Annotated in this window: 19 protein-coding genes, 5 tRNA genes and 1 pseudogene; 17 read left to right on the top strand and 8 right to left on the bottom strand. The window is 56.7% G+C overall.

Annotation, left to right across the window (positions count from 1 at the left end):
- Positions 1-59: 59 nt before the first annotated feature.
- Positions 60-566, bottom strand: coding sequence for a flavin reductase family protein (locus ACLM7Z_RS03680; protein ID WP_087016865.1), 507 nt, complete (start codon positions 564-566; stop codon positions 60-62).
- A 155-nt stretch (positions 567-721) separates the two neighbouring features.
- Positions 722-3,394, bottom strand: a complete 2,673-nt coding sequence (locus ACLM7Z_RS03685; RefSeq protein ID WP_108721034.1) for a DNA translocase FtsK — start codon at positions 3,392-3,394, stop codon at positions 722-724.
- 287 nt (positions 3,395-3,681) lie between these two features.
- On the opposite strand from ACLM7Z_RS03685, the gene truA reads away from it, so the two are divergent.
- The 10 genes from truA (at position 3,682) to ACLM7Z_RS03735 (ending at position 9,846) form a co-directional block, all read left to right on the top strand.
- Entirely contained in the window at positions 3,682-4,479 is a 798-nt protein-coding gene (gene truA / locus ACLM7Z_RS03690) for a tRNA pseudouridine(38-40) synthase TruA (protein ID WP_087016867.1), read from the top strand.
- Positions 4,476-5,735 carry a DUF5711 family protein gene (locus tag ACLM7Z_RS03695; RefSeq protein ID WP_273349031.1) on the top strand — a complete coding sequence of 420 codons (1,260 nt, stop codon included), beginning with the start codon at positions 4,476-4,478 and terminating at the stop codon, positions 5,733-5,735. The genes truA and ACLM7Z_RS03695 overlap by 4 nt, the downstream gene beginning before the upstream one ends.
- Positions 5,736-5,780: 45 nt before the next feature.
- Positions 5,781-6,473: a CvpA family protein gene (locus ACLM7Z_RS03700; protein ID WP_435645599.1), complete on the top strand. Its 693-nt coding sequence runs from the start codon at positions 5,781-5,783 to the stop codon at positions 6,471-6,473.
- A gap of 75 nt (positions 6,474-6,548) precedes the next feature.
- Entirely contained in the window at positions 6,549-8,903 is a 2,355-nt protein-coding gene (locus ACLM7Z_RS03705; protein WP_087016873.1) for an ATP-dependent Clp protease ATP-binding subunit, read from the top strand.
- A gap of 90 nt (positions 8,904-8,993) precedes the next feature.
- Positions 8,994-9,215: a hypothetical protein gene (locus ACLM7Z_RS03710; RefSeq protein WP_087016875.1), complete on the top strand. Its 222-nt coding sequence runs from the start codon at positions 8,994-8,996 to the stop codon at positions 9,213-9,215.
- 102 nt (positions 9,216-9,317) lie between these two features.
- Positions 9,318-9,391: transfer RNA gene (locus ACLM7Z_RS03715), tRNA-Gly, on the top strand.
- Between the two features lie 33 nt (positions 9,392-9,424).
- Positions 9,425-9,501 (top strand) — tRNA-Arg (locus ACLM7Z_RS03720).
- Positions 9,502-9,540: 39 nt separating this feature from the next.
- Positions 9,541-9,617, top strand: a tRNA-His gene (locus tag ACLM7Z_RS03725).
- 75 nt (positions 9,618-9,692) lie between these two features.
- Positions 9,693-9,767: transfer RNA gene (locus tag ACLM7Z_RS03730), tRNA-Gln, on the top strand.
- A 3-nt stretch (positions 9,768-9,770) separates the two neighbouring features.
- Positions 9,771-9,846, top strand: a tRNA-Lys gene (locus tag ACLM7Z_RS03735).
- Between the two features lie 93 nt (positions 9,847-9,939).
- Here the strand turns inward: ACLM7Z_RS03735 and ACLM7Z_RS03740 are convergent.
- The 5 genes from ACLM7Z_RS03740 to ACLM7Z_RS03760 form a co-directional block, all read right to left on the bottom strand.
- Positions 9,940-11,532 (bottom strand): glucosyltransferase domain-containing protein, encoded by a 1,593-nt coding sequence (locus ACLM7Z_RS03740; protein ID WP_435645600.1) that lies wholly within the window; start codon positions 11,530-11,532, stop codon positions 9,940-9,942.
- 121 nt (positions 11,533-11,653) lie between these two features.
- Positions 11,654-12,901 carry a nucleotidyltransferase domain-containing protein gene (locus tag ACLM7Z_RS03745; RefSeq protein WP_087016879.1) on the bottom strand — a complete coding sequence of 416 codons (1,248 nt, stop codon included), beginning with the start codon at positions 12,899-12,901 and terminating at the stop codon, positions 11,654-11,656.
- 7 nt (positions 12,902-12,908) lie between these two features.
- Positions 12,909-13,790: a metallophosphoesterase gene (locus ACLM7Z_RS03750; RefSeq protein ID WP_087016881.1), complete on the bottom strand. Its 882-nt coding sequence runs from the start codon at positions 13,788-13,790 to the stop codon at positions 12,909-12,911.
- A complete protein-coding gene (locus tag ACLM7Z_RS03755; RefSeq protein WP_435645601.1) occupies positions 13,787-14,887 on the bottom strand; it encodes a glycosyltransferase family 4 protein in 1,101 nt (366 codons plus the stop codon). Before ACLM7Z_RS03755 ends, ACLM7Z_RS03750 begins: the two co-directional genes overlap by 4 nt.
- Positions 14,884-15,501 carry a sugar transferase gene (locus ACLM7Z_RS03760; RefSeq protein WP_087016885.1) on the bottom strand — a complete coding sequence of 206 codons (618 nt, stop codon included), beginning with the start codon at positions 15,499-15,501 and terminating at the stop codon, positions 14,884-14,886. Before ACLM7Z_RS03760 ends, ACLM7Z_RS03755 begins: the two co-directional genes overlap by 4 nt.
- 369 nt (positions 15,502-15,870) lie before the next feature.
- On the opposite strand from ACLM7Z_RS03760, the gene ACLM7Z_RS03765 reads away from it, so the two are divergent.
- Together ACLM7Z_RS03765 and ACLM7Z_RS03770 are read left to right on the top strand one after the other, a co-directional pair.
- Positions 15,871-16,392, top strand: coding sequence for a nitroreductase family protein (locus ACLM7Z_RS03765; protein ID WP_435645602.1), 522 nt, complete (start codon positions 15,871-15,873; stop codon positions 16,390-16,392).
- A 32-nt stretch (positions 16,393-16,424) separates the two neighbouring features.
- A complete protein-coding gene (locus ACLM7Z_RS03770; protein ID WP_435645603.1) occupies positions 16,425-17,156 on the top strand; it encodes an NAD-dependent protein deacylase in 732 nt (243 codons plus the stop codon).
- 323 nt (positions 17,157-17,479) lie between these two features.
- On the opposite strand, the gene ACLM7Z_RS03775 is transcribed toward ACLM7Z_RS03770, so the two are convergent.
- The gene (locus tag ACLM7Z_RS03775; RefSeq protein WP_435645604.1) at positions 17,480-18,199 is read right to left on the bottom strand and encodes a peptidoglycan DD-metalloendopeptidase family protein; all 720 of its coding nucleotides are present in this window, start codon (positions 18,197-18,199) and stop codon (positions 17,480-17,482) included.
- A 220-nt stretch (positions 18,200-18,419) separates the two neighbouring features.
- Here ACLM7Z_RS03775 and ACLM7Z_RS03780 point away from each other — a divergent pair, with 220 nt between their 5' ends.
- The 5 genes and pseudogenes from ACLM7Z_RS03780 (at position 18,420) to ACLM7Z_RS03800 (ending at position 23,285) form a co-directional block, all read left to right on the top strand.
- Positions 18,420-18,953: a helix-turn-helix domain-containing protein gene (locus ACLM7Z_RS03780; RefSeq protein WP_087016893.1), complete on the top strand. Its 534-nt coding sequence runs from the start codon at positions 18,420-18,422 to the stop codon at positions 18,951-18,953.
- Positions 18,954-18,984: 31 nt separating this feature from the next.
- A pseudogene (locus ACLM7Z_RS03785) lies at positions 18,985-19,932 on the top strand (ABC transporter ATP-binding protein); the annotation flags it as partial.
- A gap of 631 nt (positions 19,933-20,563) precedes the next feature.
- Positions 20,564-21,391 carry an ABC transporter permease gene (locus ACLM7Z_RS03790; protein ID WP_087016897.1) on the top strand — a complete coding sequence of 276 codons (828 nt, stop codon included), beginning with the start codon at positions 20,564-20,566 and terminating at the stop codon, positions 21,389-21,391.
- A complete protein-coding gene (locus ACLM7Z_RS03795; RefSeq protein WP_165760995.1) occupies positions 21,388-22,197 on the top strand; it encodes an ABC transporter permease in 810 nt (269 codons plus the stop codon). Before ACLM7Z_RS03790 ends, ACLM7Z_RS03795 begins: the two co-directional genes overlap by 4 nt.
- Positions 22,194-23,285 (top strand): ABC transporter substrate-binding protein, encoded by a 1,092-nt coding sequence (locus tag ACLM7Z_RS03800; protein ID WP_165760996.1) that lies wholly within the window; start codon positions 22,194-22,196, stop codon positions 23,283-23,285. The genes ACLM7Z_RS03795 and ACLM7Z_RS03800 overlap by 4 nt, the downstream gene beginning before the upstream one ends.
- Positions 23,286-23,319: the final 34 nt, after the last annotated feature.

The raw sequence follows: 23,319 nt of genomic DNA on the forward strand, positions 1-23,319 counted from the left end.
CCTTGCGGGAGGCTTTTGCTCACTGTTTTCCACAGCCTGTGGAAAATTCCGTGCAAAACTCAGTCGTTGACGTAAGCGGCAACGATCTGTCCGATGTACATCTTATGATAATCTTCATCCGTGTATGCCTTGTCAAAGACTTCCTTGTCGAGGAAGTTTTCCGGCGGCATCTCGTCGGCATACATCTTCTTGCAGACGATGGTGTAAGCGGCTTCCTCAAAGGTCGGGCAGCCGTCGACAACCGCAGCAGTCAGACCGGATTCCTTCAGCTTGTCGATATCGCGGCCGGACTTGGAGCCTGCCAGCTTGAGTGCATCCTCATGACCCGGCTTGAGTGCGGTCAGCGTAAACGTGTCGCTGCTCTCCATGTAATTCATGGTATGGCGCGAATGGCGGACATAAACGGTGACAGCCGGCTTGAACCACAGCTCACCCATCATGCCCCAGTTGACGGTCATGAAATTGAAATCCGACTCCGTGCCTGCGGAAAGCAGCATCCACTTGTTGCATACTTCGTCGATAATATTGCCCGGCAGCTCGGTCGGCTCGATTTTACGGAAAGACATAAGAAAAATACCTCCACATTTTGTTATTTTTATTATAGTACTACAAAACTACATGAATATGCAAGAGATCGTGGCATGCGAGCGCAGCGAGAGCGAGGCCCCGTCCGAACAGAACGATGCGAGGACATGTCCTTGATTCGCCCGTTTTGCCGCTGTCATATTTTTTGCCGCAGCTGAATCTGCATCCAGTCATCCTTTGTGATGAGTACCTGCCGCGGCTTGGAGCCTTCAAACGGGCCGACAATGCCGCGCTGCTCCATCTGGTCAACCAGGCGCGCCGCGCGCGCATAGCCCAGCTTCAGTCGGCGCTGGAGCATGGACACAGAGGCCTGCCCCGATTCGACGACAATCGTAATGGCCTGTGGAAGCAGCTCATCTTCATCCTCTGCGGCATTGTAGCCGCCGGATGAGCTGTCTGCATCCGCCTGCCGTTCGATGTGCTCCATGACCTCCTGCGAATATTCCACGGCAGAGGTGGATTTCACATGTGCAATGACACGCTCAATTTCCTCCGAACTGACAAAGCAGCCCTGGATGCGCACCGGCTTGCTCATTCCAATCGGAGAGTACAGCATATCGCCCTTGCCGATCAGCTTTTCCGCACCGGTTGTATCCAGAATGATGCGCGATTCCACCTGTGACGCGACCGCGAACGCGATGCGCGACGGAATATTCGATTTCATGATGCCCGTGATGACGTCAGCAGACGGACGCTGTGTTGCGACGACGAGGTGCATGCCTGCGGCACGCGCCTTCTGCGCAATGCGGCAGATGGAGGTTTCCACTTCCTTCGCGGCGACCATCATCAGGTCTGCCAGCTCGTCGATGACAATGACAATCTGCGGCAGTGCCTCCAGCCTGCGTCCGGACGGCGTCGCTTCGCTGTCCTCCGGTGCGGCAGCTGCCTGTTCTGCCTGCATGCGCACCTGCCGGTTGTAATCGCCCAGATCACGCACGCCTGCGGCGGCAAACAGCGCATACCGCCGTTCCATCTCACCCACTGCCCAGCTGAGTGCACCGGATGCCTTTTTCGGGTCGGTGACCACCGGGATGAGCAGGTGCGGGATGCCGTTGTAATTGCCCAGCTCGACCATTTTCGGGTCGATCATAATCAGCCGCACATCCTCCGGTGAGGATTTGTACAGCAGGGAAATCAAAATCGAATTGATGCAGACCGATTTGCCCGAGCCGGTCGTACCGGCAATGAGCAGATGCGGCATTTTTGCCAGGTCAATGACCTGTGCACTGCCCGTGATGTCCTTGCCGAGTGCAACGGCGAGCTTTGCGGGCGACTGCTCAAAGCCGCGCGAGGAAATAACATCGCGCAGGGCAACCGTCTGCACATGTTTATTCGGCACCTCGATGCCGATGGCGAGCTTGTCCGGGATGGGCGCAATGCGCACGGAATCCGCGCCGAGCGCCAGCGCAATGTCATCCGACAGCGCCGTGATGCGCGAAAACTTGATGCCGCGCTCCATCTGCATTTCAAAGCGCGTGACCGACGGGCCGCGCACGATGTTGATAATCTGCATCTCGATGCCAAACGAAGCGAGGGTATCCACCAGACGTTCCGAGCTGTCCTTCAGCTCGCTGCGCACGCCCGCCGTGGAGGTTCGCGGAGCCGCTTTGAGCAGTTCCAGCGGTGGGAAGCTGTATTCCTGCACCGGGGTCTCCATGGCATCGGCAATTTCGCGGTGCACCTGTGCCTGTACCTCGTGGTCGGACGGCTTGTTTGGCTCGTCCTCCTCCGGCGGCGCGGGCGGCACCTCACTGTCGGTATGCCAGGGCGGTGTGTCGTCATCCCATGGCGGCGTATCCTCCGCATCGCCCGGCTCCTCCGGCAGAACATCCGCCAGACGGCGGCGCTGCTCCATGCGGCGCTGATAGCGCTCGCGCGCATTGGCTGCGGCCGCCGATTCCGCCGGTGATGGCTGCGGTGCAGTGTCTGTTTCCTGTACGGGAATGTCTTCCTCCTCCGCTGCCTGCTGCTCCGCCATCAGCTTTGCCGCCTTGCGCTTTGCGCGCTGGTCGCGCAGGAAGGCAAACAGATTGCCGCGTTTTTTCTCCGGTTTCGGTTTCTGTGCGGCTTTTTTCGCGCGCTTTGCGGGCGTGACCGTCATATCCTGCTCGCGCAGCTCCTCCGTATCCTCCGCAATCATGCGCACCAGCCAGTGATACAGGCGTGCGGGCGTCGTATTGCATACGATGAACACATAAACCAGCATGACGAGCACCAGCAGGATTTTTGCGCCGGTCGCGCTCAGCAGGAAGGACAGAATCACGGCAATCATGCCGCCGAGCACACCGCCGGTGCGCAGTGCCATGCCCTCCTGCCACAGATGAAGGATGGTGGTAAACGAAATGGACATCGGTTCGAGCAGGATGCACTGCGCCAGTGCCCCCCACAAAACCGGGAACGTCAGGATACACAGCACGCGCAGACGCACCGGCTGCATATCACACAGCACAAACACGCCCGCCAGACACAGCGCAACCCAGAACACCTGTGTGCCCCAGCCAATCAAACCGCCGCACAGCCGCAGCAGTCCGTCGAGCAGCACACCGTCCATGCGGCACAGTGCCAGTGCGAGCAAAACCGCCAGCAGCAGCAGGCCGAAGCCGACCGTCATATGGTTCCAGACCGAACCGGTCTGCTGCTTTGCAGCAGGCGTCCGGCCTGTCGAACGCGCCCGTGACGATGCTGTCCCGTTTTTTTTGCGCGCGGTGCTGCCGGAGGACGTCCGCTTTCGCGTGCCCGTGCCGCTGCCTGTTTTTTTGCGGGTGGATGTGCTCTTTTTCTTTGTTGAAGTTTTCTTTGTTGCTGCCAAAAAAGATTACACCTACTTTTCCTAAATCAAAAGCATCCTCTGAGAGCGCCATTGCACGGCGCTCTTTCTGAACAATGCACTGCTATCGTATCATAAAACCGGAAAAATTGCCATATTGCCCGTTGCATTTTTGCCCCGAGGTCTGTATTCTATAATAGACAGGGAGCAAAAGCCCAAAAATTCTGTATTTTTTACCGATATGGCAAAAGAATTTTTAAGGCGTTTACAATTGTTCATACTTTTGTAATAGCCGCCTGTTATACTTTTCGAGAAAGGAAAACAGTCCTTTGAATATTGCCATCATTCTCAGCTATGACGGCACGGCCTACCACGGCTGGCAGACCCAGAAAAACGCCGCCACTGTCCAGCAGACGGTGACCGACGCGGTCGCGTCTGTCCTGGGGCAGGACGTTTCCGTTTCCGGCGTCGGGCGCACCGATGCGGGGGTACATGCCCGACGGTATGTGGCCAACTTCCACGCCGACTGCACGATTCCCATGGACCGGCTCCCGCTCGCCATCAATTCCCATCTTCCGATGGATATCGCGGTGTCCGGTGCTGCCGTCGTCCCGGATTCGTTCGACGCGCGCTTTTCGTGCACGCGCAAGGAATATACCTATTTGATTTGCCCGGGCAGGATTCGTGACCCGTTCGCGATCAGCCGCAGTTATTTTTACCCCTATCCGCTGGATGTCTCCGCCATGCAGCAGGCGGCCGCGCACTTCATCGGCAGGCAGGACTTTGCCGCCGTGCGCTCGATGGGTACGCCGGTCAAATCGACCGTGCGCGAAATTTTTACCTGTTCGGTGGATTCTGTCGGGCGGTTTGTGCGCATCCGCGTCTCGGCGGACGGCTTCCTGTACAATATGGTGCGCGCCATCTCCGGCACGCTGCTGTATGCGGGCCAGGGCAAATTCCCGCCGGACGACGTCCGGCGCATTCTCGACAGCTGTGACCGCGAACAGGCCGGGCCAACCCTGCCGCCGCAGGGACTGTACATGAGCCGGCTGTGGTATGACAGCACGCCGGAGCTGGATGCCTTCCATCTGGCGGAGGAATGGGGCGCACCGGGAGGTCTGTTATGACAAACAAACGCAATTTCCCGCGCCGCAAATCCCGGCGCGATTATCTGCTGTCGACCAGCGCAGACCCCCATCTCCGGATGATCTACCGCGTCCGCCACTATACCGGCTGGCTGCTCGTCTTCGTTTCCGCGCTGTTCCTCGTGCTCAATTTACAGCTGTTCACACCGACCAGCCTGAGAAACATCCGCTCGTCGCTCAAAGCGGCGTCGCATGTTTCCGCAGGCGACACAACGGTGATCTCCTATCCGTCCGGTACAAACAAATGCATGCTGCCGTTCGGCAACGGGCTCGCAATCTGCAACGACAAGACGCTGACCTTCGAGCTGCCGAGCAATTATTCACAGATGGAGATGAATCTCTCCTATGCCAACCCGGTCATGCGCGCCTCCAATCAATACCTGTTGGTATTTGACCGCGGCGCCTATCGTTTTACCGTGACCAATACGCTGTCCGAGCTGTATTCACAAACCATGCAGTCCCCCGTGACCAACGCAGACATTTCCTCCAACGGCAGCGTTGCCATTGTGACCGACGAGGCGGGCTACAAAAGCGCCGTCACCGTATACAACATCGACAACGAACAGCTGTATAAATGGTCGTCTCCTGACTATTATATTATGTCGGCGGTGCTCTCGCCCGACGGCAAACGCCTCGCGCTGTTCTGTTTCCGACAGGAAGGGCTGACACTCAGCTCGAAACTGTTTTTCACCGACATCGATTCGACCGAAAAACCGAGCGAAAGCGAAACCATCACCAATGTGGATATGAACGGCAGCCTTGTGCTCGGCATGAAATACCTCGGCAACAACACCGTCTGCGTCGTCTGTGACAACGCGACCTATGTTGTCTCGCGCGGCGGTCAGATCCGCTACCACACCGAATATCAGGCGGATGCACTCATTGCGTTTGACCTGTCGGATGACTGTGTCGCGCTGGCAACCGAATCGTATTCCCAGTCCAGCCGCGCGGATATCGTGCTGATTAACGCGCGCGGCACGGCCTCGCGCCAACCGCTCAGCCTCTCTACGGAGCCGGATTCCATCAGCTATTGTGACGGGCGGCTCGCCGTGCTGACGGGCGACACGGTGACGTTCTATTCCAAGAGCCTGCGCGAAATTGACCAGCAGACCAATCTCGCGGGCGTATCCCGCGTTTACATGCGTTCCGGCGGCTCCGCCATTGCACTGTTTGGCAGCCAGGCACGCGTGCTGAATATTGGCAATCCCCTCAAAGATCTCAATTCCGACGGCGGCTGAGCCGCAGCTGACCGCCGGGAATTTTCAGAAAGGACGGAATCTGTTATGACCACAATTGACTGGATTATCCTGCTCATCATCGCCCTGTATGCCTTTTTCGGCGTGCGGCGAGGCTTTGTGGCCACGGTTGCGTACACCTTTGGCTCCCTGATTTCTCTGGTTGCAGCGCTCATCGCCGCCTCGCATTTCAAGCAGCCCGTGGGTGAACTGCTCCTGCCTTACGCCTCCGGCTCCGTGGTGGAGCGCATGCCTGAGCTGACACAGATTGTGGGCTCCGTGGAGGATACCTGGAACGGCATCTCCGGTTATTTGCAGGGCATTCTCACCTCGCATGGTGTCTCCCTCGATGTGCTCCAGTCGAGCAGCGATCCCCAGCAGACACTGACCAACGCCATCTCCCGCTCCGTGAGTGAGACCATCGCGTATCTTCTCGTGTTCATCGTCGCATTTTTCCTCGCCAAGCTGCTGATTCATGTGATTGTATCCGCACTCGGCGTGCTCACCAATCTCCCGGTGCTGCATTCCTGCAACGCACTGCTGGGCGGTGTGCTCGGCGCGGCGACCGGTCTTGTGCTGTGTACCTGCGTCATGTGGGCACTCAAGCTGTTTGTTCCCGCCGTCTATTCCGACGTCGGTTTTCTCTCACCGTCTGTGATGGAAAATTCCTCCATTGCCGGTTATCTGGTGGGCTGGAATGACGGTGTTTCCCTGTTTGAAGCCAATCCGACAGAAGCCTAACACGCCCTGCCGTTTTTATGTGAGCGTGCCGCTATTCTATATTCCGCACACGCTCCGGAAAGGAAAAATATCCCTATGCATATGCCACTTTGCTCCCGCTGCCACAAAAACGTGGCAGTCGTGTTTATTTCCAAGATGGAGGATGGTTCCGCATCCAATGAAGGCTACTGCCTGAAATGTGCCCGTGAGCTGGGTCTCAAGCCGATTGACGGCCTGATGCGCCAGATGGGCATTACAGATGACGACCTCGACCAGATTACCAGTGAAATGACCAACATGCACGCGCTCGCCAACACCGATTCGGACGACGAATACGACGACGAACCCGAATACGATGACGAGGTCAGCGCACAGCAGGAAGCGGATGACGCCTTTGATTTCGGGCGCACCCATACCTTCCCGTTCCTCGAAAAGATGTTCTCGCAGAACGGCGACCCGTCTACCGGCAGCGCTGCCCAGAACGGCAGTGCTGCGGAAACGGAAGAAGACCGCCGCCGCAAGAAAAAAGAGGCGAAAAAACGCAAGAACCTGTCCGCGTACTGCACCGATCTGACGGCGCGCGCACGGCTGGGTCAGCTGGATGCCATCATCGGACGCGAAAGCGAGACCGAACGTGTCATCCAGATTCTCAACCGCAGACAGAAGAACAATCCGTGCCTCATCGGCGAGCCGGGCGTCGGCAAGACGGCGGTCGCAGAGGGGCTTGCCATTCGCATTGCGAAGGGTGAGGTGCCATATAAGCTGAAAAACAAGGAAGTCCATCTGCTCGACCTGACGGCACTTGTCGCGGGCACGCAGTTCCGCGGACAGTTTGAAGGCCGCATGAAGGGCCTCATCAACGAGGTCAAGGCGCTCGGCAACATCATCCTTGTCATCGACGAAGTGCACAACATCGTCGGCGCAGGCGATGCCGAAGGCTCGATGAACGCCGCAAACATCCTCAAGCCGGCACTCTCGCGCGGCGAGATTCAGGTGATCGGCGCGACAACCTTCGCGGAATACCGCAAATATATCGAAAAGGACGCCGCACTCGAGCGCCGCTTCCAGCCGGTTTCCATCAACGAACCGTCGGTTGCAGACACCGCAAAAATCCTGATGGGTGTGCGCGGCTACTATGAAGACTTCCATGGCGTACACATTTCGGACGCAATCTGCCAGCAGGCAGCTGCCCTGTCCGAGCGCTATATCACCGACCGCTATCTGCCGGACAAGGCGATTGACCTCATCGATGAGGCATGCTCCCGCCTGAATCTGGACAGCCCGGCGACGGCAGAAATTCCTGCACTCACGGACAAGCTGGAATCCATCCATCGCGAGCAGGAGGATCTGTTACAGCAGGAGCAGAACAACGAAGTTTATGAGCACATGGCGGAGCTGAAGAGCCTGGAGCTCCAGACAGAGAACAAGCTGGTAGAACTGCGCAAAATCCCGGCGCCGGAGCTGACAGGCGAACATCTCGCTTCTGTCATCGAGCTTTGGACGGGTGTGCCCGCCTCCAAGGTCTGCGAACAGGAATTTTCCCGCCTGACCGGTCTGGAGGAGCGCCTGCACCGGCGCGTTGTCGGACAGGAAAAGGCAGTCTCTGCCGTGGCACATGCCGTGCGCCGTTCGCGTGCGGGCATCAGCCCGAAGCACAAGCCGGTTTCCTTCCTGTTTGTCGGCCCAACCGGTGTCGGCAAGACCGAGCTGGTCAAGGCACTGGCGGAAGACTTGTTCGACACGCCGGAATCGCTCATCCGTCTGGACATGTCGGAATACATGGAAAAGCACACGGTTTCCCGTCTGATCGGTTCACCTCCCGGCTATGTCGGCTTTGATGAGGCAGGTCAGCTGACGGAGAAAATCCGGCGCCGCCCGTATTCCGTCGTGCTGTTCGATGAAATCGAAAAGGCGCACCCGGATGTACTCAATATCCTGCTCCAGGTACTGGACGACGGACGCATTACCGATGCACAGGGCCGCACCGTATCGTTTGAAAACACCATCATTGTCATGACGTCCAATGCGGGCTCTGACCGCTCCGGCGGTTCGGTGGGCTTCGGCAAGTCGCTCTCCGAGCAGAATCAAGACCGCGCGCTCAAGGCACTGGAGGAAATCATGCGGCCGGAGTTCCTCAACCGCATTGATGATATTATTTCGTTCGACCATCTGACAAAGGACGATTTCCGCGCCATTGCAGCGATCATGCTGAGTCAACTGCGTGATTCCCTCGCGGATACCGGCATCCGCCTGACATGGGACGATGCTCTGGTCGATTATCTGGTCGAGCAGTCGTTCTCTGTCAAATTCGGTGCGCGCAACCTGCGCCGCACGATTGAAAAGCAGGTCGAGGACGAGCTGGCAAACCGCATCATTGCCGCATGGGAGCGCCCGCTCTCCGGCGCGCATGTCACGGCGGATGCATCCGGCGTGAAGATTGACACGATTTAAATTGCAGCATTGCTGAGAGGGCAAACCATATGCCCTCTCAGCCCGCTGTTTGGAATTTCCCGATCCATTTCATCAACAGAGGTATCAAACATGCAGTCCTGGAGACTTATTTTAATCATTGCGCTCATCATCGTCCTTATCCCGACAGTCATCCTGATGAATCAGGTCGAGAAGGGCGGCAAGAGCGACAGCGCAGAACGGCAGAAAAAACAGAAGATGCTCAAGTGGTGCACCCGCCTGCTCATCGCCATTTTTCTCGTCACGCTCGCAATCAGTATGTACCAGCATTACGGCGCACTTCTCAATGCCTGATGCCCCTGAGCTTCTTCCGCAGGTTTTCACAAAAAAATATCGAAAAAAGTATTGACAACCGCCCGGTCGGTTGGTATACTATATAAGCATTGTGAAAAACCTGCGGGTGTAGTTCAATGGTAGAATGTCAGCCTTCCAAGCTGAACACGTGGGTTCGATTCCCATCACCCGCTCCATTTGATCGGTCACATGCAGGCACAGATTCCTATGCGCCAGTAGCTCAGTTGGATAGAGCAACTGCCTTCTAAGCAGTAGGCCGGGGGTTCGAATCCCTCCTGGCGTACCATTCAAACGAGTCTCACTGTGCACAGCAAAGTTGAATATGGTGGGTGTAGCTCAGTTGGTTAGAGCGCCAGATTGTGGCTCTGGAGGCCGAGGGTTCGACTCCCTTCACTCACCCCATTTTTCTTCTTCACAGTGCTGCCGCGTTGTGAAGAACATTTTTATACAGGGGCTATTCGTTTTTTCCTGCGTTACGGGGGCGTGGCCAAGTGGTTAAGGCACCAGACTTTGACTCTAGTATCGCAGGTTCAACTCCTGCCGCCCCTGCCATCCGGTTCATTAGCTCAGTAGGTAGAGCATCTGCCTTTTAAGCAGAGGGTCCGGGGTTCGAACCCCCGATGAGCCACCAACAGCCGTATTCCTTTCGGAATGCGGCTGTTTCTTTGTTTTTTGCCCCAAAAATCAACCGGGTGCGTTTTTTCACGCACCCGGTTTTGTTCGTTTATCTGCGCTGTTCGTAGGCAATTTCATAGTCTTCCTTGGGCGTGTAGCTGTCGCGCAGCTTGACGACAACGCGCCCGTCCACCACCTGCACGCTGCCCTGCGCCGGATACAGCGGCATGTCGGCAAATTCCTCCGACGCGGAAACGGAAATCATGGTTTCCTCGTCCGGCTCCTCCGCCGGGAAATTGAGCCAGTTGTTCAGGTAATAATAGAGGTGCTTGTTGCGCAGCAGCGCGGAGTTTTCCGGCACGCTGTAATGCCGCACCTGCGCATAGCTCGGAATATCTGCGCAGAGCTGTTCCTCCGGTATCGTGCCGATGATGACGATTTCCATGCCGGTTTCATAGCCCGGACAGCTCTCAATGCGCGCCAGAAGCCGCGTCGCATAGCTCTCCGTTGCGCGGTGTGCCTGCGCGGAAGCGGTGTACAGCAGGTTGTCTGTATTGAGGCAGAACAACAGTAGCAAGGCCGCTGTGCCCGCCGCCAGCGCGCCCGCATGCCAGCCCGGCTGTCTGCTGTCGCACAGATCGGCGGCAAATAATACCAGCAGGTACACCGTGACAAAGGAATATTTCATCAGCGGTGTCGGTGTGGAAAACGGGCTGAGCAGCTGCCCAAAATTCATGCCGAGCGGCAGCAGCGCGAGCATCGCGGCGGCAATGGCAATGCGCCAGCCGTCCCGGTGCAGCGTTCGGTCTGTCACATACCGCACGAGGAAATACACACCGGCCAACAGTGCCAGAATGTCCACCGCGACGAGAAAGCCATTGGCAAAGGTGTTATCCGCACCCGCACAGAAAAAGAACTGAACAACCTGTGCATACGTCGACAGCAGCAGCCGGGGAAGCTGTGCAAACGGATACCCGGAGCTGGCCGCATCCATGCCCAGATAGGACAGCAGGGTGAGATGCTTGACCTTGAGAAAGATCATCAGGATGGCGTAATACAGCACCGCACCCGCAGCAAGATAGGCCGCCATGCGCACGCCGAAGGCGATTGTCTTCTGACGCTGCGCCTTTGGCCGCAGCGTTTCCCGCAGCACAAGCAGCAGCGACAGCGAAATCGCAACCGTGACATATGCCTGATAAATACCCATCGAGCAGGCAAGGCACAGAATACCGAGCAGCCAGCCGCCCCTTCCCCGCCGTGCGGCGAGCCAGACTGACAACACTGCGAGGAAAATCGCAACGCTGTACGCGGATGCTGTGAACATATACAGGAACATGTACCCGGTGCACGGGAATGCCGCCATCAGTGCGCCCGCCAGCCCGGCGAGTACGCTGCTTCTGAACGACAGAAGCGCCGTCACCAACACCGCCGCCAGGCTCAGGAACAACAGGGACAGCAATCCGATTGCCGCCGGCATCTGTGTGTAATCATTGAGTGCCGATACGAAATGCAGGAACCACCTGCCGGAAATCGTCATCTGCTGGGTGTCATAGACGCGGTCAAGCCCGTCCGAATTGGGAATGGTATTGGTAAATGCATAGAGATGCACAAGATAGCCTGTCACAAAGCAGCTGAAAAACGCGGCCTTTTGCGGCGCTTTCACCCGCTGCCACAGCGCACGCGCCTGCTGATCCATGCTCATTTCCGTTCCTCCTGTCGTCTGATTCAAGTATCATATGATAGTATTATAGTGCATGTGCGCGGACATGACAAGCGCACACAAAAAGCTCCCGGCGCTGCACGCCGGGAGTATCTGTTTTTGCCTATTTGATAATGCCGTATTGTCGGAGCAGCGCGATGCGCCGGTTGCCGATGCGCACCGCCTCCATCGCCTGATTGTCCGCACCTGTTTTGATCTCCTTTCGGTAATGCAGAAGACGGTCTGCCCACGCGGCAGGCACAAGATACGGGTGTTTTTTCAGATATGGATAGCGCCGTTCCAGCTTGCCCGGCGCGGGAAACAGCGATTTGAGCACCGTCTGACCGGCTTTTTTGCCGCGCTGGTCGGCAGAAACTGCATCGAGCGTCATATTGCTGCTGTGCTTGCGGCTCATGCTGGCATCACCATAAATGCCGCTCGCCAGCATATCCTCCAGCATGGCGGTCTCATCGACGGAAATAGCCTGCCATGCCGCCGGGTAACATGCCTGTTCCGGGTCAAACGTCAGGTACATTTGCCCGATGCGGAACAGTGCTGCGGCAAACGGTACCGCATGGATCTGCTCACAACTGTGCAGCAGCCGCTGCCAGTCGATGTCCGCGCCATAGGCATTGGCAAACAGCGCGATATCACACACCTGCCGCACGCCGAAGCCACTGTGTAAAAAATGCTTGAAGGCATGGCAGATGAGATACAACAGATGGTCTGTATGCCCCATGGTGGTGAGTACTGTGTCCTGTACGGTCAACTCCGTCATCCGCTCTGACGCACCGGCAAACAGCTGATTGAGCGTGCCATATGCCTCAGAATCCGGTGGGAACAGACTTTTGTGCACTTCAAGATACAGCGGGCTGCCCGGCTTTGCATACGACACCTCATATGCATCGTCCGGCACCTGCTCCGGCTGACAGGGTGTCATGCCATATGCCAGCAGCGCCTCATGGCACAGCTGAAACTGCTCTGCCGGAATGAGTACATCCTCATCGCCGGACATACGGCAGTCCGGTTTCGGGTACAGGCTGCGGCATACAATCCCCTTGACTACACACGGCGTAACCCCTGCCTGCGCGAGATGCACAGACAGCCGCAGGAATTCACTTGTCCGAATGGTTTGCAGCATAACTGCCTGCACGGTACGCCGTTTTATCGCCCGGAACTGCTGCGGATCGGCCTGCTGTGCCGTTGGGCTGCGGTATACCGCCTCATAGACCATTGGCAGGACGCGGTGCGCATCTGCCAGCCGGAACAGGGCAGCCCAGTCCTGCGGCGACAGTTCATCCGTCCATTCGACGGTCTGATTTTCAAGGGACGCCTTCAGTGCGTGCAGAAAGCGTGTTTCATTTGTATTCATACAGCTCCTATTCCGCGGGAATGCATTCTGTCGTGACGACCTCCGGGATGTTGTTGAACCGGGGGATTTTTTCCGTGCTGCCCAGTCCGCGGGACAGCACCATGACCTTTTGCTGATCGTCAGCGTAATATAAACCGGCTTCCTGTCCGGGGAACCAGCCCTGATCCGGTGCCCACAGGCCGCCAATCAATGGCAGGCGAATCTGTCCGCCATGTGCATGCCCCGCAAACACACAATCGATCTCCCATGCGTTGATGCCGTCGTTGACAATCCAGCAGGCGGGCATATGGCACAGCAGGACGGTGTACAAATCCGTGTCCTGAAAATCGCGCAGGAACGCGCATTCCTCTTCGTCCGCCTCCCCGGTGTCGAGATATTGCTCCGGCAGGCAGTAGCCATAGATACCGCCCAGTCGAAAGGACTGTTCGTTGACCGTGATATCGGCATATGAAAGGTCGAGCACAATCGCACCGGCGTTTTCATACAACGCCGTCACATCCGTCCCGTAAGTCTGTTCGTGTTCCAGTTCATGATTGCCCAGTGAGACATAGACCGGAGCGATGACAGACAGCTGTGCGATCAGATCCGTGGCAATGTCCGTATCCGCACTGCCGGCATCGAGTAAATCGCCCGTAATGACAATCAGATCCGGGTTTTGCGCGTTTACGGTGTCCACCAGCTCCGCGTTGTGTTCTCCAAACACACTGTTGTGCAGGTCGGTCAGCTGGACAATGCGCACCGGCGTGTCCAGCTTCCGGGTCGGGATCCGGTAATTCGTCACCGTCAGGCTGTGCGCCGACCGGTTCAGCTCCGCCGCGCAGGCGACAGCCAGTGCGGCAAACACCAGCACCACCGCTGCGGCAATCCAGAGTTTCCTGTACGTCCTCATCGCACTTCCTCCCGGATCCCCAGTCCCAGCGCGCGGATGGTCTCCGCAACGACAGCTTCCTTGCGGAATTCCTGTTCCATCTTCCGGTGTCCCGCGCGCCCCATCCGGGCACGCGCATCTGCGGACATGCCGAGCATGCGCTTCATCGCCTGATACAGCGCTTCTCTGTCGCGCACCGGCACCAGAATGCCGGATACCCCGTCATCCACCGCTTCGCGGCAGCCCGGAATATCACTGGTAATCACCGGTCTGCCGGTGGCTGCCGCCTCCAGCAGGACGTTGCTCATGCCCTCATGCCAGCTCGGCAGGACAACGCAGTCTGCCGCCGCATAAAACGGGCGCGGCTCCCGCTGAAAGCCGTGGAAAACCACGACGCCTTCCTGCTCCAACTGTGTCACCTGCTGCTTGTATTCGTCTTCAAAAAAGCCGACCAGATCGAGTACAAACCCCGGCTGCTCCGCATGCAGCTTCTGCGCCGCCGCGAACAGCTCATCCATGCCCTTTTCCTTCATGATGCGACCCAGATACAGGAAATGAACCATTTCCTGTGCAGGATACGGCTGTGCAGCGTATTGCTCCAGATTGATGCCCGCGCCGTGCAAAATAGTTTGTTTTTCCTGCGGAATAATGCGGCGCGCCTGAAATTCCGCCGCGTTACCCGTGTTTTCAAAAAATACCGTGCGGACTTTTTTGAATGCCAGCCGATAGAGCAGCGTCACGAACTGCGCCAGTCCCGGCTTCTGAAAAGCGGTACCCAATCCCTGTACGTTTGCGCAGAACGGGATACCCATCGCGCCGCACAGCAGCCCGCCATAGATATTCGGCTTGATGGAATAGGTGATGACCAGATCGGGCTTCTCGCGCCGCAGCAGCCTGCAGTATGCCGCAATCAGCCGGCTGTCGGTCGCGGGATTGATGCCGCGCCGGTCGATTTTGGTGTCGATACAGCGCAGGCCCAGCGCCTGAAAGTCGTCCTCATGCCCGACAAACGGCATGCTGAGGACGACCTCATGCTCCTTTGCCAGCTCCTGAATCAGCTCGCGGCGGAACCGCCACAGCATATACGAATGGTTGGTCAGGATCAGAATTTTTTTCATTTTCCATTCTCCCTGTCCCCGATGGCACCCGTGCCGCCCTCCACAACGCCATCCTGTCGGAGGACGGAGAAAATCGTGCCAAAGAAGCATTTCACATCCATGCCAAAGCTCAGATGCTCGACATAATAGCCGTCCAGCCGCGCCTTTTCGTCAATCGCCAGTTCATCGCGGCCGTGAATCTGTGCCCAGCCGGTCAGACCCGGGCGGACGGCATTTGCGCCGTACCGGTCGCGCTCCGCAATCAGGTCATACTGGTTCCACAGCGCCGGGCGCGGGCCGATGATTGACATATGCCCGACAAAGATATCCCAAATCTGCGGCAGCTCATCCAGGCTGGACTTGCGCAGAAATGCGCCCACCCGGGTGATGTAGCTCTCCGGGTTTTCCAGCAGATGGGTCGGTACATCGTGCGGCGTGCTCATCTTCATGCTGCGGAATTTATGTAATTGAAAATATGTCCCGTCTTTGCCGACGCGCTTCTGTGAAAAAAAAGCCGGGCCGGGATCGTCGATTTTGACCGCAACGATTAAAATCAGATACAGCCACGACAGGCAGACCAACCCGCAAAGCGACAGCACGATATCGAGCAGCCGTTTGAACACCTTTTGATACATCGTGAAATCCCCTCGTTTTCCGCGCCCGGCAGTCCAGGGTGGGCTGCCTGCCGCATGATCTCATAAATTTACATATCCGGAAATATGGCGGACACCTGGCCGAATCAAAAAAATCCGTCATATTTCGGAAATTTTGTCCGATTTTGCGGCTGCCGCGCGCCTGTCCGACCGGAACACGGTGGACAATCCGTGCCGCCATATCAGTATTTTATTATATCACGCGGCACATCGGCGGGCAATGGCTTTCCGCATGGTTGCGCCCGCAATTTTAGCGTGCGGAGGGCGATGCCGGTCTGAGCCCTTGCATCCGGCGGCGCAGTGCATTATACTGAAAGCAGAATTAACTTTTCCCAAAGGAGTGTTGTTTCCATGAACGCTATCATTCAGAATATGCTCGACCGCCATTCCTGCCGCAGCTTTACCGACCAGCCGATTGAACAGGAAAAGCTGGACGATCTGATTACTGCCGCTGTCTGGGCGCCGTCCGGCATGAACAAACAGACCTGGCATTTCACACTGATTACCGATACCGAAAAAATTCAGCAGCTCGCTGCTGCCATCCGCAAGGCGGACAACCGTCCGGCGAATTACAATTTCTACGCGCCGACTGCATTCTTTATTGTTTCCGGCGAGCGCGACAACCGCAACAGCATGCTCGACGGCGCGGCCGCACAGGAAAATGTCCTGCTGGCTGCCACCTCGCTCGGCCTGGGCAGCTGCTGGATCAATCAGGTGCGCGACACCTGTGACGCGCCCGAGGTTCGTGCACTGCTGACGGAGTTCGGCGTGCCGGAAACACATATTGTCAACGCCGCCGCTTCGCTCGGCTATGCTGCCGCACCGGCCAATGTGCACGAGCGCGCGGAAAATACCGTTTCCATCGTCAAGTAAACCAACACATGTTTCGGAAAAGGAGGCTATTTATGGATCTTCAAAAGCAAATTGCTGCCTTACAGCAGATGATTGACGAATCAAAGCGCATCGTCTTTTTCGGCGGCGCAGGTGTTTCCACGGAAAGCGGAATCCCGGATTTCCGCAGTGTTGACGGCCTGTACAACCAGAAATACAAATTCCCGCCGGAAACCATCCTCAGCCACTCCTTTTTCGTGTCGCAGCCGGAGGAATTTTACCGGTTCTATCAGGATAAGATGCTCGCGCTGGACGCGAAGCCGAACGCCGCGCACCGCAAGCTGGCGGAACTGGAACAGGCCGGCAAGCTGACCGCCGTCATCACCCAAAACATCGACGGGCTGCATCAGGCAGCCGGAAGCAAAACCGTGCTTGAGCTGCACGGTTCGGTACACCGCAACTACTGTCAGCGCTGCGGTAAGTTCTACGATGCACACTATGTCAAACAGTGCGGCGGCGTGCCCAAATGCGAATGCGGCGGCACACTCAAGCCGGATGTCGTGCTGTATGAGGAATCGCTCGACGAACAGACACTCAACGACAGCGTGCGTCATCTCGCCAAAGCGGATATGCTCATCATCGGCGGCACCTCGCTTGCCGTCTATCCCGCCGCGGGGCTGATCCACTATTTCAACGGCAAAAATCTCGTCGTCATCAATAAGGGACAGACCCAGCGCTCAACCGGTGCAAACCTGACGATTGACGCGCCCATCGGCGCGGTCATGGAGCAGATAATCGTCCAATAAACGCAACAGCCCTTCCCGTGCGGGAAGGGCTGTTTTCTGCTCTTTTCCCCAGGTGAGGAAAAAGAAGAAACGCCGAATGCGGGGAGGCATTCGGCGTTTCCGCATGTCGTGGAAGTTTTGGGGGATGATAAACACAACATGCAAATTGGGGATGATATAAAGCACTATCTGGGGGATGTGACCGTGCTTTAAACAAAATTGGATTTTGTTGAAATCGCCCATCTCTGAACGATTCTGGTATTATTATAACGCATTGTATCGGAAGAAGTCAATACATCCACAAAAGATTTTTCATTTGACACGTATCAGCGCACAAGCGGCGATTAAAACAGGCCTGCGGGATCAACGGCGTTGCCTTCCTTTGTGACAGCCAGATGCAAATGCACGCCGAGCGCCTGCTCCAATGGCATCGGGCTGCCCAGCTCCGCGAGTTGATCGCCGCCCTTCACGCTGTCGCCCTCGGAGACCGTGATGTGATCCAGCCCCGCGTACAGGCTATTCATATCCTGCGTATGGCTGAGGATGACATATTTTCCATAAATGGTGTCGTCACCGACGCGGAGCACTGTGCCGTCGGCGATCGCGCGCACGGCATCGCCCTCCTCGCCCGCATAATCTGCACCCTCATGTGTGCGCCAGTCGCGCGTGGTCTCATTGTATTCCAGTGTATCGCCGGAAAAGGCATGCGATACATCCGCATCCATCGGCGGCGTGAAGGTCGGTGCGGCAGCGGTCTGCTCCGCAGGCTCGTCCTTCTCCTGCTCCGTGTCGGCAGCTGCTTCCGCAGCTTGCGCGTCGGCACTGTCGTCTGTATCCTCTGCGGGTTCGGTTTCCATCGCCGGGACGCGGTCGAGCGGCTCGGATGCGCTCACGCTGTCATCCGCTTCATACAGGTATCCGTCCATCGGATCTGCCTCCACCGTCTGCGGCGACGCAAACAGCACATAGGCCGCCACTGCAACCGCCAGCACACACAGCAGGAGAATCATGTAAAAGCCCCTGTCCTCACTCCACCACCGCGCAGCTTCGTTCGTTTTTTTCATCTCAGCACCTCCAGTACCCCCAGTATGGCCCAAAATGCGCGGAGCTATACCAATTTTTTGCAGTCCATTCCGAAATTTTTCTGTTTCGGTGTAAAAAACTGTTGCGCTCCCGCACAGGATGTGTATAATAGGTATTGCGAGTTTGATAAACAAGCATAAAAAGTTTAGTATTTGTAAAGAACAGGCAAAGGAGGCGCGCCGGCGGCATGCCGGCAAAAAAATGGAAATCGGTTCAAAAATCAAGCGGCTGCGTGCACAGCAGGGGCTGACGCTGGAAGAGCTTGCCTCCCGCTGCGAGCTGACCAAAGGCTTCCTGTCCCAGCTGGAGCGCGACCTGACCAGTCCGTCCATCGCGACGCTCGCAGATATTCTCGAAGCGCTCGGTTCATCGCTGTCGGAATTTTTCAGTGACACGCCGGAGGAACAGATTGTGTTCGGGCAGGCGGATTTTTTTGAAGACGCGCGCGACGCCTGCACCATCCGCTGGATCGTGCCCAATACCCAGAAAAATAAAATGGAGCCCATCCTCGTCGAACTGCCGCAGGGCGGACAATCGTTCCCGTCCGGCCCGCACGGCGGCGAGGAATTCGGCTATGTGATCGCCGGCACGGTCACACTGGTCACCGATACCGCCGCCTATACCGTCCACAAGGGGGAAACCTTCTATCTGGACGGGAAACGCGGTCATTATCTTCGCAACGACAGAAAAACAACGGCACAGGTGCTGTGGGTCAGCACCCCGCCGCTATTCTAGGGCAGCCTTCTGCCCGGGTTAGGAGAGGGATATGAACAAACTGATTGAAATCAAAAACATCGTCAAGGAATTCGACGGCCAGCGCGTGCTCGACGGCATCTCGCTGGACATTTATGAAAACGAATTTGTCACGCTGCTCGGCCCGTCCGGCTGCGGCAAAACCACACTGCTGCGCATCATTGCAGGCTTTCTGGACGCCGATGACGGGCAGGTTATTTTTGACGGCCAGGACATTTCAGGCCTGCCGCCGTACAAGCGCGAGGTCAACACCGTATTCCAGAAATATGCGCTGTTCCCGCACCTCAACGTATATGACAACGTCGCCTTCGGCCTGAATCTCAAAAAGGAACCGAAGGATATCATCGAGCAGAAGGTCAGCCGTATGCTGCGCCTCGTGGGTCTTGCGGGCTTTGAACAGCGCCGCATCAACCAGATGTCCGGCGGACAGCAGCAGCGCGTCGCCATTGCGCGCGCACTGGTCAACGAGCCGAAGGTGCTGCTGCTCGACGAGCCGCTCGGCGCGCTCGACCTCAAGCTGCGCAAGGACATGCAGCGCGAGCTGAAAAAAATCCAGCAGGAGGTCGGCATCACGTTCATCTTTGTCACGCATGACCAGGAAGAGGCGCTGACCATGTCGGACAAAATCGTTGTCATGAAGGAAGGCTCGATTCAGCAGATCGGCTCACCGGTCGATATTTACAACGAACCGATCAACCGCTATGTCGCAAACTTCATCGGCGAGAGCAACATTGTCGACGGCGTCATGCCGTGTGACCGCCGCGTCATTTTCGACGGGCATCCATTTGAATGCGTCGACGCCGGCTTTGCGCCGAACGAAGAGGTCGAGGTTGTCATCCGTCCGGAGGATCTCGACATCGTCCCGCCGGAACAGGGCAAGCTGCGCGGCACGGTCAAATCCGTCCTGTTCAAGGGCGTGCACTATGAGACCATCGTTGAAACACGCCGCGGCACATCGATCACCGTCAAGATGAATGTCTCGACCGACCAGCCGGTTGTCAACGAAGAAGCCGGCGAACTGATCGATGCGGACAGCTTCTATCTGGACGCGGAGGACGTCGAGGAACTGACGGACGCAAAAATCATCGCCCGTGCAAATGCACAGGCGTGGAAAAAGGACACCGAAGGGGGCGTGTCCATCAGCAAGATTTCCTACTCCATCCGCCCGGAAAACGGCCGCTATCCGGTGACATTCCGCACGGCGGCGGGCACCTCCATCACGGTTGATATGATCGTCGAGGATGCAAACCGCGTGCAGTCGGAGGAATATCAGGAGGAAATTTACGCCGTAAACTTCTCCAAATCGGTCGATGACATCAAGGAATCGATGACGCTGGACAACGACCTGATGGTATGGGCGGACGCTTCGGCATGGAGCCTCGCCCCGGAGGACGACGGCGCGCGCATCCGCATCACCGACGTCATCTACACATTCGACTGGGAAACCATCACGCCGGGCGTCTATGACATCACCTTCGCCACGCAGGGCATGGAATACAAGGTGGACACCACCGACCGCACCGAGCCGGGTGACATCGTCGGCCTGCAATTTACACCGGATGATCTGCACATCATGAAGAAGGGGTGAGCATATGAAACAATTCCGTTCGATGGCCTATCCCTATGTCGCCTGGATTTCCGTCCTCATCGTCGTCCCAATGCTGCTGATTATCGCATATGCGTTCACCGTCGAGGGCACGGCATTCTTTCAGGGACAGTTCACGCTGGCAAATTTCGCGCGCTTTTTCAGCGACGCGGTGTTCATCCAGGTACTGCTGCGTTCGCTGCGCGTCGCCATCCTGACCACCATTGTCTGTCTGCTTCTGGGCTATCCCGCGGCGTATGCGATTGCGCGCGCGGGCAAACGCAGCACCTTCCTCATCCTCGTCATCACACTGCCGACCTGGATCAACATGCTCGTGCGCACGTATGCATGGGTCGGCATTTTGCAGGATGACGGTCTGCTGAACCATCTGCTCGGGCTGTTCGGCATCGGCCCGCTCCAGATGATGTACACCGATTTCGCCGTTGTACTCGGCATGGTTTACAACTTCCTTCCGTTCATGATTCTGGAAATCCACACCTCGCTGTCCAAAATGGACCCGTCATTTTTAGAGGCGGCAAGCGATCTCGGTGCAAACCGCACACAGGCATTTCTCAAGGTCACGCTGCCGATGAGTGTGCCGGGCATTGTCTCCGGCATCACGCTGGTATTCCTGCCCGCTGTATCCTCCTTCTTTATCCCGAAGCTGCTGGGCGGCGGACAATATGTCCTCATCGGCAATGTCATTGAATCACAGTTTCTCACCTCGGGCAACTGGAGCTTCGGCAGTGCACTGTCGCTCATCATGGCGATTATCATCATGCTGTCCATGTTCCTGACCCGCCGACTTGACCGCAACAGGGGGATTGAAGTATGAAAAAGAAAAAATTTCCGCTGACGCGCGTCATTCTGGCAGCTGTGATCGCGTTCTTTTATATCCCGATTGTGTATACCGTCGTCTTTTCGTTCAACTCATCGCGTTCGCTGACCCATTTTTCCGGCTTTTCCCTGCGCTGGTATGAAAAGATGTTCGCCTCGTCCACGACCATGAACGCAATCTGGATGACATTTGTCATCGCAATTCTGGCGACCATTCTTTCGACGATCATCGGCACGATTACAGTCATCGGCCTGTCCAAATGCAGCCGCCCGCTGCGCTCAGCTGTCAGTATGATTAACGACCTGCCGATTATGAACCCGGATATCGTCACGGCCATCGGTCTGCTGATGTTCTTCGCAACGATGGAAATCAGCAAGGGCTTCGTCACACTGCTGCTCGCACATGTTGCATTCTGTACGCCCTATGTCATGCTGTCCATCACGCCGCGGCTGCGCACACTCGATCCAAATCTCGCGGATGCGGCACTCGATCTCGGTGCAAATCCCTGGCAGGCGCTGTGGCATGCGATTATCCCGCAGCTGATGCCGGGCATTGTCTCCGGTGCACTGATTGCCTTCACCATGTCATTCGATGACTTCGTCATTTCCTATTTCGTCACGGGCAACGGCGTGCAGAACATCTCGATTCTCGTCTACACGATGTCCAAGCGCATCAATCCGTCCATCAATGCGATTTCCACGCTGGTTATCGTCATCATCACGGCGGTGCTCATCCTGTTCAACCTGATTCCGATCATCCGCGACCGCGCCATGGGGCGCCGCAAAAAGGAGGAAACCGCATGAAACACAGATGGCTTTCCGCCGCCCTGAGCGGTACACTGCTGCTCGGCCTGCTGACCGGCTGCGGCGGCCCGGGCACGGAATTTGACGGCACCAACCAGACCTCCGGCAGCTCCGACACGCTTAAAATTTACAACTGGGGCGAATACACCGGAGAAAACCTCATTGATAATTTCGAGGACGAATATGACTGCCATGTTATCATGGAATATTTCGATTCCAATGAGATGATGTACACCAAGATCAGCGCGGGCGACAGCTATGACGTACTCATTCCGTCCGACTATATGATCGAACGCCTGATAAAGGAAAACTATCTCCAGCCGCTCGACAAAGAGATTATCACCAACATCGATCTGCTGGCGGATGACTGCCGCGGGCTGGATTACGACCCGGACAACACCTATTCCATCCCGTATTTCTGGGGCTCGGTCGGCATCGTCTACAACAAAAACACAGTCTCCCGCGATGACCTCGAGCGCGAAGGCTGGAACATCCTCGCGGACACCAAATATGCCGGCAGACTGTATCTCTATGATTCCGAGCGCGATTCCTTCATGATGGCGCTCAAGGCGCTCGGCTATTCGATGAATACCGACAACGAGGATGAGATCAATGCGGCATATGAATGGCTGTGCAACGTCAACAACACGATGAAGCCGGTTTATGTCACCGATGAAATCATCGACAACATGATTAACGGCATCAAGGACATCGGCATTGTCTACAGCGGCGATGCAGCCTATATCCTGTCGGAAAATCCGGATATGGGGTATTACTGTCCCGACCAGGGCACAAACATCTGGAGTGATGCGATGGTTATTCCGAAAAATGCCTCCAATCCCGAGCTTGCCAACCTGTTTATCAACTATGTCCTGACGTATGACGCGTCGATGGACAACACGGAAACGGTCGGCTATACGTCCTCCAATGCGGAAGTCATGGCGGATGCCTACGGCGAAGGCGGCATTTATGAAGGCAATGAGGCGTATATCCCGCGCTCCGGCTACGACAAGGATGAAGTATTCCGCGACAATGAAGTGCTGCGGAAAAAGCTCTCCGAGCTGTGGATTAAAGTCAAGGCAAAATAATTTTGCCCGCACATACAAAAAGCAGAGAATGGAG

Source organism: Butyricicoccus porcorum, from assembly GCF_051246315.1.
GTDB lineage: Bacteria > Bacillota > Clostridia > Oscillospirales > Butyricicoccaceae > Butyricicoccus_A > Butyricicoccus_A porcorum.

Excerpts from the sequence above, each read along its gene's own strand:
- ACLM7Z_RS03680 (WP_087016865.1), bottom strand. The coding sequence starts at position 566 with ATGTCTTTCCGTAAAATCGAGCCGACCGAGCTGCCGGGCAATATTATC.
- ACLM7Z_RS03695 (WP_273349031.1), top strand. The coding sequence starts at position 4,476 with ATGACAAACAAACGCAATTTCCCGCGCCGCAAATCCCGGCGCGATTAT.
- ACLM7Z_RS03700 (WP_435645599.1), top strand. The coding sequence starts at position 5,781 with ATGACCACAATTGACTGGATTATCCTGCTCATCATCGCCCTGTATGCC.
- ACLM7Z_RS03705 (WP_087016873.1), top strand. The coding sequence starts at position 6,549 with ATGCATATGCCACTTTGCTCCCGCTGCCACAAAAACGTGGCAGTCGTG.
- ACLM7Z_RS03710 (WP_087016875.1), top strand. The coding sequence starts at position 8,994 with ATGCAGTCCTGGAGACTTATTTTAATCATTGCGCTCATCATCGTCCTT.
- ACLM7Z_RS03740 (WP_435645600.1), bottom strand. The coding sequence starts at position 11,532 with ATGAGCATGGATCAGCAGGCGCGTGCGCTGTGGCAGCGGGTGAAAGCG.
- ACLM7Z_RS03745 (WP_087016879.1), bottom strand. The coding sequence starts at position 12,901 with ATGAATACAAATGAAACACGCTTTCTGCACGCACTGAAGGCGTCCCTT.
- ACLM7Z_RS03750 (WP_087016881.1), bottom strand. The coding sequence starts at position 13,790 with ATGAGGACGTACAGGAAACTCTGGATTGCCGCAGCGGTGGTGCTGGTG.
- ACLM7Z_RS03755 (WP_435645601.1), bottom strand. The coding sequence starts at position 14,887 with ATGAAAAAAATTCTGATCCTGACCAACCATTCGTATATGCTGTGGCGG.
- ACLM7Z_RS03760 (WP_087016885.1), bottom strand. The coding sequence starts at position 15,501 with ATGTATCAAAAGGTGTTCAAACGGCTGCTCGATATCGTGCTGTCGCTT.
- ACLM7Z_RS03765 (WP_435645602.1), top strand. The coding sequence starts at position 15,871 with ATGAACGCTATCATTCAGAATATGCTCGACCGCCATTCCTGCCGCAGC.
- ACLM7Z_RS03770 (WP_435645603.1), top strand. The coding sequence starts at position 16,425 with ATGGATCTTCAAAAGCAAATTGCTGCCTTACAGCAGATGATTGACGAA.
- ACLM7Z_RS03775 (WP_435645604.1), bottom strand. The coding sequence starts at position 18,199 with ATGAAAAAAACGAACGAAGCTGCGCGGTGGTGGAGTGAGGACAGGGGC.
- ACLM7Z_RS03780 (WP_087016893.1), top strand. The coding sequence starts at position 18,420 with ATGGAAATCGGTTCAAAAATCAAGCGGCTGCGTGCACAGCAGGGGCTG.
- ACLM7Z_RS03790 (WP_087016897.1), top strand. The coding sequence starts at position 20,564 with ATGAAACAATTCCGTTCGATGGCCTATCCCTATGTCGCCTGGATTTCC.
- ACLM7Z_RS03795 (WP_165760995.1), top strand. The coding sequence starts at position 21,388 with ATGAAAAAGAAAAAATTTCCGCTGACGCGCGTCATTCTGGCAGCTGTG.
- ACLM7Z_RS03800 (WP_165760996.1), top strand. The coding sequence starts at position 22,194 with ATGAAACACAGATGGCTTTCCGCCGCCCTGAGCGGTACACTGCTGCTC.